Source organism: Stenotrophomonas sp. YJH_SMC_4, from assembly GCF_059371575.1.
The window spans coordinates 35,754-54,601 of the sequence record NZ_JCAFUR010000006.1 but is presented as its reverse complement, the minus strand read 5'-3'; the positions used below and the strand labels follow the sequence as shown (position 1 = coordinate 54,601).

At 67.0% G+C, this 18,848-nt stretch carries 18 protein-coding genes; 11 read left to right on the top strand and 7 right to left on the bottom strand.

Translation table 11 applies throughout. The features are described from left to right. The first annotated feature begins 133 nt into the window (after positions 1–133). From AC5P9F_RS11305 to AC5P9F_RS11255, 11 genes are all read left to right on the top strand, one after another. Positions 134–901 carry a hypothetical protein gene (locus tag AC5P9F_RS11305; protein WP_049430556.1) on the top strand — a complete coding sequence of 256 codons (768 nt, stop codon included), beginning with the start codon at positions 134–136 and terminating at the stop codon, positions 899–901. An 80-nt stretch (positions 902–981) separates the two neighbouring features. After that, positions 982–1,932: an acyl-CoA desaturase gene (locus AC5P9F_RS11300; RefSeq protein ID WP_111193284.1), complete on the top strand. Its 951-nt coding sequence runs from the start codon at positions 982–984 to the stop codon at positions 1,930–1,932. Between the two features lies 1 nt (position 1,933). Further along, positions 1,934–3,211: an NAD(P)/FAD-dependent oxidoreductase gene (locus AC5P9F_RS11295; RefSeq protein ID WP_099473155.1), complete on the top strand. Its 1,278-nt coding sequence runs from the start codon at positions 1,934–1,936 to the stop codon at positions 3,209–3,211. Then, positions 3,208–3,975 carry a DUF1365 domain-containing protein gene (locus AC5P9F_RS11290; protein WP_495231944.1) on the top strand — a complete coding sequence of 256 codons (768 nt, stop codon included), beginning with the start codon at positions 3,208–3,210 and terminating at the stop codon, positions 3,973–3,975. Before AC5P9F_RS11295 ends, AC5P9F_RS11290 begins: the two co-directional genes overlap by 4 nt. Further along, a complete protein-coding gene (locus AC5P9F_RS11285) occupies positions 3,972–5,231 on the top strand; it encodes an SAM-dependent methyltransferase (RefSeq protein WP_099473151.1) in 1,260 nt (419 codons plus the stop codon). The genes AC5P9F_RS11290 and AC5P9F_RS11285 overlap by 4 nt, the downstream gene beginning before the upstream one ends. Position 5,232: 1 nt before the next feature. Beyond that, complete coding sequence (locus AC5P9F_RS11280) at positions 5,233–5,778, top strand: DUF2878 domain-containing protein (RefSeq protein WP_099473148.1); 546 nt, start codon at positions 5,233–5,235, stop codon at positions 5,776–5,778. Beyond that, positions 5,775–6,560 (top strand): DUF1295 domain-containing protein, encoded by a 786-nt coding sequence (locus tag AC5P9F_RS11275; protein WP_100438522.1) that lies wholly within the window; start codon positions 5,775–5,777, stop codon positions 6,558–6,560. Before AC5P9F_RS11280 ends, AC5P9F_RS11275 begins: the two co-directional genes overlap by 4 nt. After that, entirely contained in the window at positions 6,557–7,630 is a 1,074-nt protein-coding gene (locus tag AC5P9F_RS11270) for an SAM-dependent methyltransferase (RefSeq protein WP_164225300.1), read from the top strand. The genes AC5P9F_RS11275 and AC5P9F_RS11270 overlap by 4 nt, the downstream gene beginning before the upstream one ends. A gap of 8 nt (positions 7,631–7,638) precedes the next feature. Next, complete coding sequence (locus tag AC5P9F_RS11265; protein ID WP_005413302.1) at positions 7,639–8,172, top strand: lipocalin family protein; 534 nt, start codon at positions 7,639–7,641, stop codon at positions 8,170–8,172. A 33-nt stretch (positions 8,173–8,205) separates the two neighbouring features. After that, a complete protein-coding gene (locus AC5P9F_RS11260) occupies positions 8,206–8,952 on the top strand; it encodes a LuxR C-terminal-related transcriptional regulator (RefSeq protein WP_231098229.1) in 747 nt (248 codons plus the stop codon). Positions 8,953–8,954: 2 nt separating this feature from the next. Beyond that, positions 8,955–11,261, top strand: coding sequence for an ATP-binding protein (locus AC5P9F_RS11255; RefSeq protein WP_133050907.1), 2,307 nt, complete (start codon positions 8,955–8,957; stop codon positions 11,259–11,261). On the opposite strand, the gene AC5P9F_RS11250 is transcribed toward AC5P9F_RS11255, so the two are convergent. The 7 genes from AC5P9F_RS11250 to AC5P9F_RS11220 all read right to left on the bottom strand — a co-directional run bounded on the left by AC5P9F_RS11250 (position 11,262) and on the right by AC5P9F_RS11220 (position 18,819). Further along, a complete protein-coding gene (locus tag AC5P9F_RS11250; RefSeq protein ID WP_164225301.1) occupies positions 11,262–12,017 on the bottom strand; it encodes a SapC family protein in 756 nt (251 codons plus the stop codon). Between the two features lie 110 nt (positions 12,018–12,127). Continuing rightward, a complete protein-coding gene (locus AC5P9F_RS11245) occupies positions 12,128–12,400 on the bottom strand; it encodes a hypothetical protein (protein ID WP_005409616.1) in 273 nt (90 codons plus the stop codon). 251 nt (positions 12,401–12,651) lie between these two features. Next, positions 12,652–14,688, bottom strand: a complete 2,037-nt coding sequence (fusA, locus tag AC5P9F_RS11240) for an elongation factor G (RefSeq protein ID WP_099523875.1) — start codon at positions 14,686–14,688, stop codon at positions 12,652–12,654. Positions 14,689–15,157: 469 nt separating this feature from the next. Next, complete coding sequence (locus AC5P9F_RS11235) at positions 15,158–15,907, bottom strand: hypothetical protein (protein WP_274850216.1); 750 nt, start codon at positions 15,905–15,907, stop codon at positions 15,158–15,160. A gap of 64 nt (positions 15,908–15,971) precedes the next feature. Beyond that, entirely contained in the window at positions 15,972–16,733 is a 762-nt protein-coding gene (locus tag AC5P9F_RS11230; RefSeq protein WP_274850215.1) for a heme ABC transporter ATP-binding protein, read from the bottom strand. Further along, positions 16,730–17,773 carry a FecCD family ABC transporter permease gene (locus tag AC5P9F_RS11225; RefSeq protein ID WP_049450246.1) on the bottom strand — a complete coding sequence of 348 codons (1,044 nt, stop codon included), beginning with the start codon at positions 17,771–17,773 and terminating at the stop codon, positions 16,730–16,732. The genes AC5P9F_RS11230 and AC5P9F_RS11225 overlap by 4 nt, the downstream gene beginning before the upstream one ends. Then, positions 17,770–18,819, bottom strand: a complete 1,050-nt coding sequence (locus tag AC5P9F_RS11220; RefSeq protein WP_044570091.1) for a heme/hemin ABC transporter substrate-binding protein — start codon at positions 18,817–18,819, stop codon at positions 17,770–17,772. The genes AC5P9F_RS11225 and AC5P9F_RS11220 overlap by 4 nt, the downstream gene beginning before the upstream one ends. Between the last annotated feature and the right edge of the window lie 29 nt (positions 18,820–18,848).

The window sequence follows — 18,848 nt, the reverse complement described above, 5'->3', positions numbered from 1 at the left end:
CGGGTTCGCGGCGGGCGGGTGAAGGTCTGTCCTCTGTACGCGCAGGGGCAGCAATTGGATGCAGACGGCACGACGCATCCAACCGGCCGCCCCCGCCGTATGACCTGGGCCCTCCTCTTCCGGATGAAGACCCATGCGCACTGCCTGGCTGCTGCTGTGCCTGCCCCAAGCCGCGCTGGCGGCACCCTGGTTGCGAAGCGAGGGCGTGGCCACCTCCGCGCAGGGCGACCTCCTCTACCGTGAAGTGCACTGGCGACGCGAGGCAACGGAGGGCGCCGAGCGCTGGGTGCTGTACCAGTGCCCGGATGGCCAACCCTTCGCCCGCAAGCATCTGCCCGCCAGCGCCCGCCCACAGGCACGGGGATATTCGCTGGAGGACCGCCGCAGCGGCCAGACCGCCGAGGTCGACGCCGCTGGCGACTCGGTGTCGATTGCATGGAAGGAGGATGCCGCCAGTGAGCTGCGCAGGCGCCGGCTTGAACAGCCGGCGGACGCGGTGATCGATGCGGGGTTTGATGCCGCAGTACGCCTGCACTGGCCGGCGCTGCTGCGCGGCGAGCGCATCACACTGCCGTTCCTGGTGCCTGCACGCCAGCGCTACTTCCCGGTGCAGGTGCGGCGCATCGGCCCGGTACGCTGGCAGGGCATCGACGCCCAGGCCATCGAGGTCAGCCTGGACACCTGGTACGGCGGCATCGCGCCGCGCCTGGCCCTGGTCTACGCCACGGCCGACCGTCGCCTGCTGGAGTTCCGCGGCACCAGCAATCTGCGCGATGCGCGCGGCACTTATCCGCAGGTGACGGTACGCTTCCGCTCGCCAGCTGCCGAGCGACCGGCAGGTGACTGGCAACAGGCGTGGGCGCAGCCCCTGGCCGAGCGTTGCGCCGTGACGCCCAGGTGAAGCGAAATTCAGTTCGAAGTGGCGCATCCATTGCGCACCCTGCTGCGTAAAGGAAGACACGACACCCGCCGAGATCCGCCATGGCCTCTGTAGCGCCCCTCCCCCGTCGACGCTGGCGCCTGCTGCGTACGTTGCAGCGGTGGGTGGATACCAGCAACGCCACAGAGACCACCGGCGAACAGCCAGGACGCATCGACTGGGTGCGCGCGGTACCCTTTGCACTGATGCACCTGGCCTGCATCGCGGTGATCTGGGTGGGCGTGTCATGGACGGCGGTCGTCGTGGCCACGGCGCTCTACGCCGTGCGCATGTTCGCCATCACGGCGTTCTATCACCGCTACTTCTCGCACCGCACCTTCCAGGCATCGCGTCCGGTGCAGTTCGTGTTCGCAGTCATCGGCGCGTCCAGCGTGCAGCGCGGCCCGCTGTGGTGGGCCGCCCATCATCGCCACCACCATCGGCATGCCGACCAGCCACGGGACCCGCATTCGCCGCGCGAAGGCGGCTTCTGGCGCAGCCACATGGGCTGGTTCCTCACCCGCGAGGCATTCGCGACCGATCTGTCGCGGGTACCTGACCTGGCGCGCTTCCCCGAACTGCGCTGGCTCGACCGTTTCGATACCGCCATTCCCGTGCTGCTGGCCGTCGGACTGTATGCATTGGGTGCAGCACTGGAACGCTGGGCGCCTGGCCTGCACACCACGGGCCCGCAATTGCTGGTGTGGGGCTTCTTCATCTCCACCATCGTGCTGTTCCACGCCACCGTCACCATCAATTCGCTGGCCCACCGTTTCGGCCGCCGCCGCTTCGAGACCCGCGACGACAGCCGCAACAACCTGTGGCTGGCGCTGCTCACCTTCGGTGAGGGCTGGCACAACAACCATCACTTTTTCCCCGGCACCGTGCGCCAGGGCTTCCGCTGGTGGGAGGTGGACCTGACCTGGTACGGACTGCGCGCGATGGCGGCGCTGGGCCTGGTCAAAGGGCTCAAGCCCATCCCCGGGTGGGTTCTGGCCAAGGCGAGGTACTGAGATGCGCATCGCGGTCATCGGCTCGGGTATCGCGGGGCTGGCCAGTGCCTGGTGGCTGGATGGCCAGCACGACGTCACGCTGTTCGAGGCCAACGATTACCTCGGCGGCCACACCCATACCCACGACGTGCAGGTGGCGGGCCGAGGCATGGCGGTGGATACCGGTTTCATCGTCTTCAACCCCCAGCACTATCCCTTGCTGTCGGCGCTGTTCGACGAGTTGGGCGTGGCCTCGCAACCGACCACGATGAGTTTCTCCATGCACAGTGAGCGCAGCGGCGTGGAGTACAACGCCACCTCGCTGGATGGGCTGTTCTGCCAGCGCCGCAACCTGGTATCGCCGCGCTTCTGGGGCATGCTGGCCGACCTGCGCCGGTTCTATCGCGACGCGCCGTTGCTGCTGGCCGAAGAAGACGGCCCCACGCTCGGCGATTACCTGCGCAGCCAGCGCTATGGCGAGGCATTCATCGACGAGCACCTGCTGCCGATGGCCTCGGCGCTGTGGTCCTCGCCGACGGCCACCGTGCAGGCGTTCCCGGCGCGCTACCTGGCCCAGTTCATGGCCAACCACCAGATGCTGCAGATGACCGGGCGGCCAAGCTGGCGGGTGGTCAGCGGGGGATCGACGCGCTACGTGGATGCGCTGCGTCGCCGCTGGCGCGTGCATGAGCGGCTGCAATGCCCGGTCAGCAGGGTCGAGCGCATGCCCTGGGGTGCACGCGTGCACAGCAGCGCCGGCGTGGAGGCCTTCGACGAAGTGATCCTGGCCTGCCACAGCGACCAGGCACTGGCGTTGCTTGCCGACGCAGATACCGTCGAGCGTGAGGTCCTCGGCGCCATCCGCTATCAGTCCAACGAAGCGGTGCTGCATACCGATGCGTCGTTGCTGCCGCGCAACCGCAAGGCGTGGGCGGCCTGGAACGCGCACGTACCACAGGATCGCGCGGCGCCCTGCACGGTCAGCTACTGCATGAACCTGCTGCAGGGCCTGCCGGGCGACATCCCCCTGGTAGTGACCCTCAACCGCAGCGAGGCAATCGATCCGGCCAAGGTGCTGCGGACCCTGCATTACGCGCACCCGGTACACGACCACGCTGCAGTGCGCGCACAGCAGCGCTGGGCGGAACTGCAGGGCCGCCGCCACACATGGTTTGCTGGCGCCTATTGGGGCTGGGGATTCCACGAGGATGGCATCCGTAGTGCCCGCCACGTGGTCGATGCCCTGCAGGCCTGCGCTCCGCATCGGAACGTATCGGCCTCGGATGAGGTGGCGGCATGAGTGCCAGCGCGCTCTACTTCGGGCAGGTGATGCATCGCCGGCATCATCCGCATCCGCATGCATTCCGTTACCGCATCGCGCAGCTGCTGCTCGACCTGGATGAACTCGACACGGTGTTCGCCGGGCGCTGGTTGTGGTCGGTCAATCGCCGCAACCTGGCCGAGTTCCGCCGCAGCGACTACTTCGGTGATCCCGCGCGGCCGCTGGCCGATGCGGTACGCGACCACGCTGCAGGCACGCTTGGCTACCGGCCAGCCGGTCCGGTGCGCCTGCTCACCCACCTCCGCTTCGCCGGGCATGTCTTCAACCCGGTCAGCTTCTACTACTGCTACCAGGCCGACGGCAGCACGCTGGACTGCATCGTGGCCGAGATCACCAATACCCCCTGGAAGGAACGGCACGCCTATGTGCTGCCGGTTGCCACGGCGCTCCACGAAGGGGCGTCATTGCGTTGGCAGTTCGACAAGCGCTTCCATGTCTCGCCGTTCATGCCGATGGATTGCCGCTACGACTGGCGCTTCAACCGACCGGACCAGGACCTGCGCGTGCACATGCAGGTATGGCGCGACGGGGTGCGCCAGTTTGATGCCACCCAGGCCATGCAGCGACATGCCTTGAACGGCCGTGGGCTGGCCCGGGTGCTGGCCTGCTATCCGCTGATGACCACCCAGGTGGTGGCCGCCATCCACTGGCATGCACTTCGGCTGTGGATGAAACGCAACCCCGTGTACGACCACCCTGCTCTTGCCGAGAAACCACGATGAACTCGATGACCCCTCTGGTCGCCCTGCCGCGCCCCGGCGCCCTGGATGCGCTCCTGCGCCGCCGCCTGCTGGCCCAGCTTGCCCCCATGCGCGACGGTCGCCTGTGCGTACGTGACGCATTGGGCGAGGTCTGGCTGGGCGATGCCCGTGGCGAACTGCATGTCACCGTCACCATCGATGACCCGGGGTTCTATCGCAAGGTTGCAGCGCAAGGCAGTGTGGGCGCAGGTGAAAGCTACATCCAGGGCGAATGGCACTGTGATGATCTGGTGGCACTGATCCGGCTGCTGGTACGCAATCGCGACCTGCTGGACGGCATGGAGCGTGGCCCGGCCCGCGTGGGTGGCTGGCTGCTGCGGGGCTGGAACCGCCTGCGCCGCAACAGCCGTGAGGGCAGCCGCCGCAACATCGCCGCGCACTATGACCTGGGCAACGATTTCTTTGCCCTGTTCCTGTCGCCGGACCTGATGTACTCGTCGGCGTTGTTCGCCAGTGAGTCCGAACCACTCGAATCGGCCTCGCGGCGCAAGCTGGACCGCATCTGCCAGGAGTTGCAGCTCAAACCCGGCGACCGCGTGGTGGAAATCGGCACCGGCTGGGGTGGTTTCGCGGTCCATGCCGCCCGGCACTATGGCTGCCATGTCACGACCACCACCATCTCTGCGGAACAGCATGCGCTGGCCGCCCGGCGCGTACGGGAGGCGGGCCTGCAGGACCAGGTCACGCTGCTGATGCAGGACTACCGCGACCTGCAGGGCCAGTTCGACAAGCTGGTGTCGATCGAGATGATCGAAGCGATCGGCGCCGAATACCTGGACACCTACATGGCCACGCTGCAGCGCCTGCTCAAGCCTGATGGCGTTGCCCTGCTGCAGGCCATCACCATCGAGGACCACCGCTACGAACAGGCCCGGCGCAGCGTCGATTACATCAAGCGCTATGTGTTCCCGGGCAGCTTCATCCCATCGATCAACGCGATCATGGCCGCCAAGAGCCGATCCAGCGACCTGCAGCTGATCGCCCAGCAGGATTTCGGCCACTCCTACGCATTGACCCTTCGCGCCTGGCGCCAACGTTTCCTGGCCCAGCTGCCGGCAGTGCAGGCGCAGGGTTTTGACGCGCGCTTCTGCCGGCTGTGGGAATTCTACCTGGCCTATTGCGAGGGTGGCTTCCTGGAACGTTCGATCGGCGTCTCGCATCTGTTGCTGGCCCGTCCGGACCACCGGCCCATTTTCGCTGCAACCGGCAGCCACTGACATGCATCGCTTCTGGGCCAATCTGCTCGGCAACCAGCTGGTCTGGCTGTGTGCCGTGGCCGGCGCGGGCCGCGGCTGGCAGTGGCCCGCGCTACTGGCCGCTTCGCTCTACATCGGCAGCCAGCTGTTGACCTCACCGCGCCCCCGGCTGGATCTGCGGCTGTTGATGTTGGCACTGGCCTGCGCATGGCTGGTCGACGCCAGTGCCGCCGCCAGCGGCACGGTGCGCTACGCGGCGGCCCCACTGGGTTGGGCGCCACCGCCGTGGATCATGGCGTTGTGGGCGGCGTTCGCGATGACGCTGACCACGTCGATGCGCTTCCTGCAGCACCACCCGGCCCTGCCGGCCCTGTTCGGCCTGCTGCTGGCACCGCTGGCCTATCTGTCTGCCGCACGCGGTTTCGACGCAGTGCGGTTCGCGGATCCTGTATGGCCAGGACTGCTGGTGCTGGGCGCGGGCTGGAGCATTGCGCTTTCCCTGCTGTGCCGGACCGCCCGTCGCGGCATGCACATCCCGCAGCCGCCCTTCGCAGGAGCGTCGTCATGATCAATCTGATGTGGGTCCTGCTGTACGCCGTACTGGTGATGAGCTGGGGCTGGGCCTGGCAGCGCCGCCACCACAACATCGGCGTGGTCGATGTGCTCTGGGCAAAGGGCGTGGGCGCCTCGGCGCTGTTGCTGGCGCTGCTGGGCGACGGTGCGGTGATGCCGCGGATCGCGCTGGGCGTGCTCGGCGGCCTGTGGGGCAGTCGACTCGCCCTGCATCTGTGGCACCGGGTCCGTCACGAAGAAGAGGACGGACGCTACCGCTACCTGCGCCAATACTGGCACGGCCACCAGGGCAAGATCTTCGGCTTCTTCATGGCGCAGGCTCTGCTGATCGTCCTGTTCGCCCTGCCCTTCGTGGCGGTGGCTGCCAATCCTCGGGCCGGCCTGACCCTGTGGGTGGTGGCCGCAGCGCTGGTCTGGCTGCTGAGCGTCGGCGGCGAAAGCCTGGCCGACCGCCAGCTGGCGCGTTTCCGCGCCGACCCGGCGAACAGGGGCCGCACCTGCCGCGTCGGACTCTGGCGCTATTCCCGCCACCCCAACTACTTCTTCGAGTGGCTGCACTGGTTCACCTATGTCCTGCTCGCGGTCGGCTCGCCACTGTGGTGGCTGGCCTGGGCCGGCCCGCTGCTGATGTACGTGTTCCTGCGCTATCTGAGCGGCATTCCATTCACCGAGAAGCAGGCACTGCGCAGCCGCGGCGACGACTATCGCGCCTACCAGCGCAGTACACCGATGTTCTTTCCCTGGTTTCCCCGTTCTTCCAAGGAGCATTCCGCATGAGCGCGATCCCGTCACTGAACCCAGCCGAAGATGCGGAAACCGGGATGATCGCCTGGGCCGAACGCGGGCTGGTCCCCGATGCGGCGCTGCGTGCGGGCATCCGCCGCTTGTGCGCGCAGCGCCTGCATGAGGAAAGCGAGGGTGGCATCGAAGGCCAATCGGCACGATTCAGCCGGCGCATCGCCGAGCTGGCCGACAGCCCGCTCGCGTTGCATACCGACGCAGCCAACCGCCAACACTATGAAGTGCCGGCAGCCTTCTTCCAGGCCTGCCTGGGCAAGCGACTGAAGTACAGCAGCTGCTACTACCCCACCGGGCGCGAAACGCTGGACCAGGCGGAGGACGCCATGCTGGAACTGTACGGCCAGCGCGCCGGACTGGCCGATGGCCAGCAGATTCTTGAGCTGGGCTGCGGCTGGGGCTCACTGACCCTGTGGATGGCCGAACGCTACCCGCAGGCGCATATCACCGCCGTCTCCAACTCGCACAGCCAACGCCAGCACATCATGGCGCAGTGCCAGGCGCGCGGCCTGGACAACGTCGAGGTGCTGACCTGTGACGTCAACCAACTTGATCTGCCGACAGCCCGGTTCGACCGCTGTGTCTCGGTGGAGATGTTCGAGCACGTACGCAACTACGAGCGCCTGCTGGCAGGCATCGCACGGTGGCTGAAACCGGATGGCGCGTTGTTCGTGCACATCTTCGCCCATCGCACACTGATGTACCCGTTCGAGACAGACGGCGGCGACAACTGGATGGGCCGCCACTTCTTCACCGGCGGCCTGATGCCGGCCGCCGACACGCTGCTGCATTTCCAGCGCGACCTGCGCCTGGATCAACGCTGGTTGCTGGACGGCACCCACTACCAGCGCACGGCCGACCACTGGCTGGCCAACCAGGATGCCGCCCGCGAGCAGGTGATGCCGGTGCTGATCGCCACCTACGGCCAGGCTGCAGCGAAGGTCTGGTGGCAGCGCTGGCGGATGTTCTGGATGGCATGTGCCGAACTGTTCGGCTACGACGACGGCCAGCAGTGGCTGGTCGCCCACTATCTGTTCCGACCCCGCTGAGGTGCCCCATGCGCATGTTCTCGCTGCTTCCGCTGATCGCAGTCGGCCTGTTCGGCTCGGGCTGCTCCTCCAGCGACACCCGGCCGCTTCCGCGTGCGCCGTCGGTGGATGTGCCACGCTTCATGGGCGACTGGTACGTGATCGCCCATATTCCGTCCTGGCCCGAACGCGATGCCTACGATGCGGTGGAAAGTTATGCCTTGAAGCCCGACGGGCGCATCCAGACCACCTTCACCTATCGCAAGGGCAGCTTCGATGCGCCGCAGAAGTCGATGCACCCCATTGGCCGTGTCGAGAAGGAAGGCAATGGCGCGATCTGGGGCATGCAGTTCATCTGGCCGATCCAGGCCGAGTACGTGATCGCCTGGCGGGATGACGACTACCGCCAGACCATCGTGGCGCGCAGCAAGCGCGACTATGTCTGGTACATGGCGCGTACGCCGCAGGTGTCCGACGGCGACTACCAGAAGGCCGTGCAGCGCATCGCCGAGATGGGCTACGACATCCGCCGACTGCGGCGTGTGCCGCAATCCGTCCGGTAGCATTCGATCCCATCAATTGACAGCTCCGAATCGATGGATGCAGCGAATCACTTCTTAGGAATATTCGCAAAAATCAAGCAATTTCGATGTTCGCCGCGACAGCAGCGCCAGAATGGTCATCACGCCCCATGGGCGCCGATCACCTCCCTGCGCATGAATGGACCTCCTGCCCCGCGCCCGCTGCGACTGGCACTACTGGACGACCACGAAGTCGTCCGTCGCGGCACTGCCCTGCACCTCTCCCGCGACGCCCGCTTCCGTATCGTCGCCAGCCACGCCCGCAGCGACGAACTCATCGACAGCCTCCAGCAGATGCGGGTGGATGTCGCGATCATCGATCTGACCCTGGCCCGCGACGATCGCAGCGCGGCCGAGCTGACCCCGCTGCTGCGCGAGCACTTTCCTCGCGTCACCCTGCTCGCTTTTGCGACCCTTTCACCCTCGATCCACATCAACCAGCTCATCGCCACGGGTGTCAGCGGCGTGGTCAGCAAGGCCGAACCACTGCCGATGCTCGCGGACGCGATCGTGCGGGTATCGCAGGGCCTTCCGCGACTGCCACCCGACTGCACGCTGCCGGGAGACTGCGAAGAGCTCAGCCGCAACGAGCGCGAAGTACTGGAGCTCCTGCTGGCGGGCCTGACCGTTTCGGAAATCGCGCTCCGCCGCCATCGCAGCATCAAGACCGTCAGCACACAGAAGGTTGCGGCCCTGCGCAAGCTCAGGCTGCGCAACGATGCCGAGATCTACGCCATGCGGCAGCAGCTGGAATCACCGTGAAGATGCGCGATCGAATGCGTACATCCACCCTCCTGCTGTTGGCGCTCATCCTGCTTCCCGCCGCGTCGGCCGAGGATGCGTCATCACTTGAATGGGGGCCGGGGCGCGAAGTCCGGGTGGCGACCACGCCGTCGCTGCACCCGGTACCCGCTGCACTCGCTGGCGGCACGACGTTGCCAAGCCTGGCCCATGGCTACGCCAATCTGGTTGCACGGCGTTCGCAGCTGCAGTTCCAGGAGCACCAGCATCCCAGCACCGGCGCATCGGTGGCTGCCGTCTGCAGACGCGAAGCGGATCTGGTACTGGTGATTGGCAACCACCTGCAGCCACCCTGCCCCGGCCTGGTGGCATCCAGCACGTTCCGCGGTGGCAAGACGATGCTCGCCGGCCGCAGCGGCGAACGCCTGCCACGCGATATCACGGAACTGGACCACCAGGTCCTGGCCGTGCTCGAAGGGGGGCCGTATGCGGGATGGCTGGCCGCGCGCCATCCGCACGTCCGCCTGCTACACCTGGCCGATCGGCACGCCACGCTGGCAGCTGTTGAAAACGGCACCGCCGATCTGGCAATCGGCCTGGAAACGACCCTGCGGCCCCTGATCCGTCGGCATTTCGCCGGGCACCTGCACCTGCAGCCTTTCGACAGCGATTTCTCCACCGACCTGCACCTGCTTGCGCGCCACGAAGATCGCCAGCTGCTGGAGCGCATCGAGCGGGCATTGCACGACATTACGCTGGAGGAACATGCCGGCCTGTTGCAGCTATGGGCCCAACAGGCGGCCCCCGCCTCGCTGGAGCACGTCCTGGACTGGATGCGTCAGCTGCCCCCGCAGTGGCTGCCGGCCCTGGCTGCCGCATTGGCAGTCGCCCCGTTCCTGTGGCATGCCTGGCACAGGCGCCTGCGTGCTGAAGGCCGTGCCCGCGCCCGCGCGATTGGCATGTTGAGCCACGAGGTGCGCAATTCGGCCCAGGCAGTCCTTGCCTCGATCGACCTGCTCAGCCAGCCGTCGGCGCCCATGGGGCAGCGAGAAGCGCTGGCGGCTGCACATGCCGCGGGCTCCTCGCTGCGCAACCTGCTCAACCGCTCGCTGGAGTTCTCACGCCTGGCCAGCGGCACCTTCAAGCCGCACGTAGAACCTTGCGACATTGCACGACTCTGCCGCCAATCGCTGGATGCAATTCGTCCCCAGGCTCGGCAGCGCGGGCTGGCGCTTCGCTTCGACTGCCTCCCCGAGCCCTGCCCCATTGTCGCCATCGATCCGGAAGGACTGCGCCAGATCATCGACAACCTGCTGGGAAACGCACTCAAGTTCACCGACGTCGGCGGCATCGAGCTGCGCCTTCAACTGACGCCAGGCAACCACCCTCGTGAGCTCATGCTGGATGTGATCGACAGCGGAATCGGCATCACTGCAGAGCAACTCACCGTGCTGTTCCAGCCATTCCAGCAGGGCGAAGACGGCAAGGAGCGCGGAGGCAGCGGATTGGGACTGATGATCGCGCATGCGCTTGCCCGCGCAATGGGCGGCAACCTGTCAGTACACAGCGTCCCCGGGCGCGGCAGTCGCTTCACCCTGCGCCTGCCGGTACGCCCGGCCAAGGCCAAGGTCACGTCAGCCGCCAGCGCCGGCGCGGGAACGCCGCTGGGCGGGCTTGAGCTGCTGCTGGTGGAGGACCATGCCCTCAATCGCCGGGTCATCAGCGAGCAGCTGCGCCGCCTGGGTGCCGATGTACACGCGTCTGGCGACGCCGCCAGCGCGCTTGCCGAGCAGGCCGTGAGACCGCGCAGCGTGATCCTGCTCGACATCGGGCTCGGGGACATGGATGGCTATGCGCTGGCCATGCAGTTGCGCAGGCAGGCGCGCGCCCCGTTGCGACTGATCGCACTGTCGGCACGCCGTGATCGTCGGCATGTGGCGCGCTGCCGGAAAGCAGGGTTCGACGCCACCCTGACCAAGCCACTCCAGCTTGAGTCACTGCTGCGGGCGCTGGAGCTGCCGGCGACCGGACAGGCCATCGCAACGGGCACAGCGGCAGATGACCCCGCCTACATCACGGACATCGGCCACGAGCTGCTGCGGATCGAACAGGCCATCGATGACGCCAGTGCCACTGACCTATGCCATCACGCGCATCGGCTTCAGGGGGCCCTGCAGATATACGGGGCGGCCCCAGAGGCGGACACGGCGGGCGACCTGTGGGAGCTGGGTCGCGACGCCACACCCGACTGGGCCGATGCGCGACGCCTGTTGCGCGTCCTTCAGCAATGGCATGGCTCCCGCGCTGCGGAAGCCATGCCCGGGGCCTGATCAGGCCGCCAGACGCTCGACCTGGCGACGGGTCAGGTCGTTGAAGCGACCCAGCGACATCAGATGCTGGTGGATCAGCGCCAGCCAACCACTGCGATGCCACTCGATCACAGTGGCTTCCGGCAGCGCGACGAACTTCTCGACGTCGACGACCTGGAAACCATTGAGGTTGAATTCACGGCCATCCGGGGTACGCACGGTGGCGGTGCGCTCGACCAGCAGGCCGTTGTCGATCAGGGCCTTGGAGAAGGCCTGGGTCTGTTCGTGCTCACGGGTGAACTGGCCACAGAACTCCAGCGCCTGCTGCACCATGTCGGTGGCCTTGCCATCGACGAACAGCGGCTGGCCTTCGTCACCGCCCTTGACCACGCGCGAGCTCTCTTCGTCGATGCCCAGCAGGAAATCATTGTCCGAGCCGGTGTCGATGAAGATGAAGGGGTGGCGACGCAGGTAGGCCGGGATATAGGCCTCGTCTTCCCACAGGCCATCCTTGATGAACAGGTTCTGGTCGGATACGCCAACGGCAGCCATCGGCACTGCGGTCGGGCCAGCGAAGAGGATCGGGAAGTGGTGCAGCGCCAGCGAGAACTCGCCGAGCACCAGCGGAATGGCGTTGTTGCCCGCGGCAAACTCGAGCCTGCCCGGCAGGATGCGCAGGTCGGCGTGCACATCGGCCTGCAGCGGCACCGGACGGGTGTAGAACAGGGGGGCGTTGCTCGGCGCCGCTTCGGTGGTGGTGTCGCTGGTGGTGGTCATCTTGGGAACCGTTCGATCATGCGCGCCTGCCATCCCGGGCGCGCCAGCGGGAACAACCTGAATCCCGCATTATCAACAAGCTCGATGACAACGGCCACCCCATCGTCGGCCTATTTCAGCTGCAGGGGGTACCGCTGCCAGAGCACATGGACCAGGAAACCGGCCAGTTCGGTGTCACGCGCGCTGACCGCTGCGCGGATCTTGTCCAGCAGCACCATGTCCGAACAGGAGCGCACATCCGCGTGGTTGGCCTGCCCTGCCCGGCGCGCGCGGTAGCGCGCGGCCCGTTGCGCGTCACTCATGGCGTACCCGAACTTGGGCGGACGGCCGCGCTTTCGCGGCAGGGTCAGCTCCAGGGTTCCGGGGTCTTTGTCATCACGCATGAGAAGGGTGCGGGCGGCGGCGAGCAACGGGGGGTGCGCAATTTATCGTGAGGCATCACTTTAATCCAGCCTTTTCTGCAGTTTTGTTGCGATGCAATGCAAAAAATCGCATCCGGGGGGCCCCATCCCCGCATGGCGTGGATCTACTGCAGAGCTCGCGACCCGATCGCCCGGTAGATCCACGCCATGCGTGGATGCGCGCCCCGAACACAAAAAAGGGGAGCCCGCGAACGGGCTCCCCCCACCTTTCCTCATGCAGCGCGTACCGGCTCGTAGCCGTGCAGGTGCGCCTCGCTACTCGCCCGCCCCTGGCTGAGCGAACGCAACGACGTGGTGTAACCCACCAGCTGCGCCAATGGCGCAAAACCACTGACCTCAGCGCGACCGTCCTGGTCCTCGATGCGGGCGATGCGACCGTGGCGCCGGTTGAGGTCGCCGACCACATCGCCCACCGACGCCGACGGCGAATGCACCGTCACCGCCATCACCGGTTCCAGCAACTGCGTGCCACCTTCAGCCAGCGCGGCCTTGATCGCCTCGGCACCCGCGCGATGGAACGCCATCTCCGAAGAGTCCTTGGCATGGGTCTGGCCATCGACAAGACTGACCTCGATGCCGACCACCGGATGACCCTGCGGCCCTTCCGACAGCGCGGCACGTACACCCTTCTCGACCGCAGCGATGAAGCTGCGCGGCACCACGCCACCGACGATGCGGTCGTTGAACACCACCTGGTCGTCCTCACGTGGCGACACATCCAGCACCACGTGCGCGAACTGGCCCTGGCCACCGGTCTGCTTGACCAGCCGCCCGACGACGCCGGTCATCGCACGCAGCGGCGTCTCCTGGTAGGCCACGCGTGGCGCACCTACGCCCACGTCCACCTTCCATTCGCTGCGCAGGCGCTCGACCATCACCTCCAGGTGCAGCTCGCCCATGCCCCAGACCAGGGTTTCCGCCGTGCCGCGATCGGTTTCGACGCGGAACGACGGGTCTTCCTGGGCCAGGCTGGCCAGGCCCTGCGCCATCCTGATCAGGTCGGCCGCACGCGCCGGCTCCAGGCGCCACGCCAGCACCGGCGCCTGGGCCTGGATGTTCTCCAGGCGCAGCGGCTGCGCACGGCCGCTCAGCGTTTCGCCACTGACCGCATCCTTCCAGCCCAGCACCGCGACAATGTCACCGGCCACGGCCTGCTCGATGTCGTGGGTCTGGTCGGCCTGCACCCGCACCAGCCGGCTGACACGCCGTCCCTGTGGATGCTGCGAGCTGGCCACCGCGTCGCCCACCTTCAAGGTCCCCGAGTACAGCCGCACGAAGCTCAGCGCGCCGTGCTGCTGGTGGGTGATCTTGAACAGCAGGCCCGCCAGCGGACCGTCCGGATCCGGCGGCAGCACCACCTCGCCGCTCTCGCTTTCGGCGGTCACGGCAGGGCGATCCAGCGGCGACGGCAGGTAATCGACCACCGCATCCAGCAGTGTCTCGATACCCTTGTCCTTGAACGCAGCACCGGCCAGCACGGGCACGCCCGCACCCGCCAGCGTCGCCCGGCGGATCGCCGCGCGCAGCTGTTCGGCATCGATCACGCGACCTTCCAGCCAGGCATCGGCCAGTTGTTCATCGTGATCGGCCACGGCCTCGACCAGCGCATCGCGCTGAGCCTGCCACTGCGCGCGTGCCGCGTCGTCCCACGGGGCCACCGTGGTTGCGGCGCCATCCTGCCACTGCAGCACGCGCTCATCGACCAGGTCGACCCAGCCATTGAAGCCGCTTTCGCTGCCCAACGGCACGCCCAACGCCCACGGTCGCGCCTGCAGTTTGTCCTGCAGCTGCTCCAGCACGCGCTCGAACGAAGCACCGACGCGGTCCATCTTGTTGACGAAGGCGATCAGCGGCACGCGATGGCGACGCGCCTGGCGCCACACCGTCTCGGACTGCGGCTGCACGCCGTCCACGGCCGAGAACACGGCCACGGCACCGTCGAGCACGCGCAGTGAACGTTCGACTTCGATGGCGAAGTCGATATGGCCGGGCGTGTCGATCAGGGTCAGCCGATGCGGCGGCAGGTCACGTGGCGCCCACTGCGCCTGCACGGCGGCAGCGCCGATGGTGATGCCGCGTTCGCGCTCGATCGCCGAGAAATCGGTGGTCGCATTGCCGTCGTGCACTTCGCCGACGCGGTGGATCTCGCCGCTTTTCCACAGCAGGCGTTCGGTCAGCGTGGTTTTGCCGGCGTCGATGTGGGCAATGATGCCAAGGTTGCGACGGCGGGAAAGGACGTGGGTGTTCATAAAGAGGTTCCTGCAAAGCCAACTTCAGGGGCCGCACACCCCGGTTGGCGACAGGGTGCGCGGCTAGCGTTCGGTCTCGGCGATCTGGTGCATGGCACGTTCTCCTTCGCAGTACTGGGTAGAGTCGAGCAGGTAGAGTCGACTGGGTAGAGTCGACTGGGTAGAGTCGACTGTTAGTCGACTAACAAAAAACAAAAACAAAAAGAGCGCCCCGGAGGGCGCTCTGTCGAAGGTCCAGCGATGGCCGCTTCAACGGCCTCGTGGGGCTCCAGGCAGACACGCCCGTTCCGCGCTTGCGCGGGTCAGGGTGAAAAACTTCAGGAGCGGCATCCGGTTCATGGGGCGCATTCTAGACCTGCCAATCTGGCGCGCAAGTGAATATTGCACACATGAATAGAACGATGAGGCCGACCGACATCGGGGTCGGATCGCTTTGCCCAAAGCAAAGGGCTCTGACCCCTGCCATGTCCTACTTGCAGTCGCGCAGCTTGCGCGCCTCACCCACGGTCGCAGCCTGGTCGTCGCCCATCGAGATCCAGCCCTTCAATGGCATTGCCGGATCCACATGCGGCTGCCGTGCGCCACCGTGGACCACCACTTCGGTCCAGCTGCCCACCGGCGCCAGCTCGGACAGGCGTGCCGCCTGATCGTCCTCGGTACTGAACATGTCGTCCGGGCCCGCCGGAGGCGTGGTATTCACGGTTTCCGTCTTGCGGGTCCGGACCCGAAGTGCACCGTCCGGCAGCCGCTGGGTGATCACCTCGTATCGCTCAACACCATACGCCCAGCTGCTTTCGCCAACGCTGCGGGTCTCGCTGCCGTCATCGGCCACGGTCACCACCTCGCCTGCCGGCCCGATGACGCCCGCGACAGCCCCCAGGCCTGACATCAGCGCCTGATAGACGATCATCTGCCGCTGTTCGGAGGTCAACGCACCGGCCTTGAGCTTGGTCGCAGGAATCTTCAGGTACGCCGTCTCCCTGCATAGCACCAGCACCTGCTGGTCGTCCCAGCTCACCGACATTTCCTCGTTGGCGAAGTACTGCGTCTTCATCGACGTCACAGCGGCACCGTCGCTACTGGAATGCCGGGTCTCGATCAGCGAGGCGTTTTCGGCCGCGTCGGTCAGCGAAACCTGAGAGGTCGAAGCCGCATTGGCAGCGCAAGCGGAAGCAATCATCGCGGCAAGCACCACGCTGCGGGTAACGGTACGGAACATGGCATCAGTCCATTGAAGAAAACGAAACGATCATCATACCCGGAGCAACCTGGCGGGCCCTCGCTCAGGTCACCACCACCAGCGGCACCCCGCGCCTTGGGTGCTCCAGCACCACCACGTCCTGCTGGTAGACGCGCTGCAGGTTGTCTTCGGTCAGCACCTGCAGCGGCGTACCATCGGCTGCCACCCTGCCCTGCTCCAGCAGCACGATGCGATCGGCATAGCCGGCGGCAAGATTGAGGTCGTGCAGCACCACGATCACGCACGCACCGGCTTCGGCACAGGCGCGCACACTGCGCAGCGTGCGCTCCTGGTGGCGCAGGTCCAGCGCGGCGGTCGGCTCATCGAGCAGCAGCAGCGGCGTATCCTGCGCCAGCACACGCGCGAACGTGGTGCGGGCGGACTCGCCACCGGACAGCTGCTGCACCTCGCGCAGGCGCAGCGCCTGCAGTTCGGCGGCATCGATGGCCGCTTCCACCCGGGCATCGTCCGTGACCGGGTCCGGCGGGTGTGGCAACCGGCCCATCGCCACCACCTCCTCTACGCTGAAGGCGAAACGAACGCCGTGCTCCTGCGGCATTACCGCGCGCTCGCGCGCCAGCGGCCCGGCCTTGTAGCTGGCCAGCGGTTTGCCCAACAGGCTCACCTCGCCCGCATCGGCGCGCAGGTCGCCGGCCGCTACCGCCAGCAACGTGGACTTGCCTGCGCCGTTCGGGCCAACCAGCGCAGTCACGGTACCCGGCTCGAACGCGAGCGAGATGCCATGCAGGATCTCGCACTGCTGGCGGCGCACCACCACCTCATGCAGCTTCAGCAACGCGCTCATGGGGCCGCCTTGCGGCGCTGCTGCAGCACCAGCCAGAGGAAGAACGGCGCGCCCAGCGCGGCCGAGAACAAGCCCAGCGGAATCTCCGCCGGCGGATCGAGCGTGCGGGCCGCGGTGTCGGCCACTACGATCAGCAGCGCACCGAGCAGGCCGGACAACGGCAGCAGCCAGCGATGCCCGGGGCCGACCAGCAGGCGTGCCACGTGCGGCACCACCAGGCCCACGAAACTGATCGAACCGGCAAAGGCCACCGCCGCGCCCACCAGCAGCGCACTGAACGCCACCAGGCGACGCCGCGTGCGGGTCACGTCCAGCCCGAGGTGCTGTGCCTGGCGTTCGCCCAGCGCCAGCATGTCCAGCGGCGTGGCCAACCGCTGCAACGCGAACACGCCGATGGCGAACAGGGGCACCACCGCCGCCACATCGGCCCAGTTGGCACGCGCCAGCGAGCCCATCTGCCAGAACACCAGCGACTGCAGTTCGCTTTCGCTGGCGATGTAGGTGAGGAAACCGATCAGCGCCGAGCAGAACGCGGCCATCGCGATGCCGACCAGCAGCAGCGTGGCATTGCCACTGCCTTTGCCGGGTCGCGCCAGCGCGTAGGTCAGGCCGATCGCCAGCGCGCCGCCGGCGAATGCCGCTACAGGCACCAGCCAACCGGCTGCGCCCGCAGCGCCGAGAACAATGGCTGCGACTGCACCCAGCGCAGCACCCTGGCTGACACCGACGATGCCCGGGTCGGCCAGCGGATTGCCGAACAGGCCCTGCAGGCTGGCGCCGGCCATCGCCAATGACGCGCCGACCATCGCGCCCAACAGGGCACGCGGAATACGCAGCTGCCAGACCACCGCCAGATCGCGGCTGCTGACCGCCTGCGGATCGAGCAGACCCAGCTTCACCGCCAACGCCTGCATCACCTCCAGCGGCGGCAGCCGCAGCGGGCCCACGGCGAACGAGGCCAGCACCGCACCCAGCAGTGCCAGCAACGCCACCAGCAACATCGTCCGCCCGCGACGGCGGCGCCGATCCGCCGGACTCATGCCTTCGGCAACGCCGCCAGGGCCTTGGCCAGCGCCAGCGCGCCCGCACCGGAACCGACACTGGTGTACTTCAGCTGCACGTCCGGCATCACCCAGACCCGATTGGCCTGCCCAGCCGGGGTCTGCTTCAGCGTCGGGTACGCCTTCCACAGGCCCTCGGCACCGCCGAACAGCTGCAGGTCATGCTCGGTCACCAGGATCACCTCCGGCGCTGCGGCGACCACGCCTTCATTGCTCAGCTGCGAGTAGTTCTTCACCCCCGCCTCGGTGCCGATGTTGACGCCGCCAGCCAGCGCGATCAGCTGCGCCGAGGCGCTGTCGGCACCGGCAACAGTCGGTGAGCCGCCAGCGCCGGTGGCCGACACGTGGATCAGTCGTGGCGCATGGCCCAGGCCCTTGCCAATCGCTGCAGCCTCGTCGAGCTGACGCTGCACCTGCGTGGCCAGTGCTTGCCCTGCCTCGGCCAGCCCTAGTGCAGCAGCGACCTTGCGCACCTTGTCCGGCGCTGGCTGCAGGTCATCGATGACTACCGCCGGCTCGCCCACTTCGCGCAGCTTCTTGGCCAGTTCGGTATGGCGGCGCAGGCTGTTGCCGAGGAACAGCGAGCCCTGCAGGCTCAGCACGCCCTCCACGCCAGTGGTTCGGTTGAACAGGAACTGGTGCGGCGCGGCCAGGCCGGCCTGGGTGGTGGTGTTGGTCGGCGCGGCAAATACCTGCTTGCCCAGCCCCAGTGCTTCGATCACCGCGATGACGTCGTCGCCACCGGCGATGATCCGGCTGGTATCGGCCACTTCGATATCGGCGCCATCATCGGAATGCACCTTGGCTGGGAGCACCGCCTTCTGGCCGTGCACGGCCGGCATTTCGGCTCCTGCCACGCGCTGCCAGCCTGCCGGCAGCGCGGTTTCCGCAGCGGCCGCCGTTGCTGCGGGCGACTCGGCAGGCGTATTGGCATCAGAGGGAGCCGACGAGCCGCCACAGGCAGCCAACGCCAGCGAAACAGCCAACGGAAGCGCACACAGGCGCAGACGGGACGCGATGTTCATGCACATTCTCCTTGCTGGCAGGGCGACGC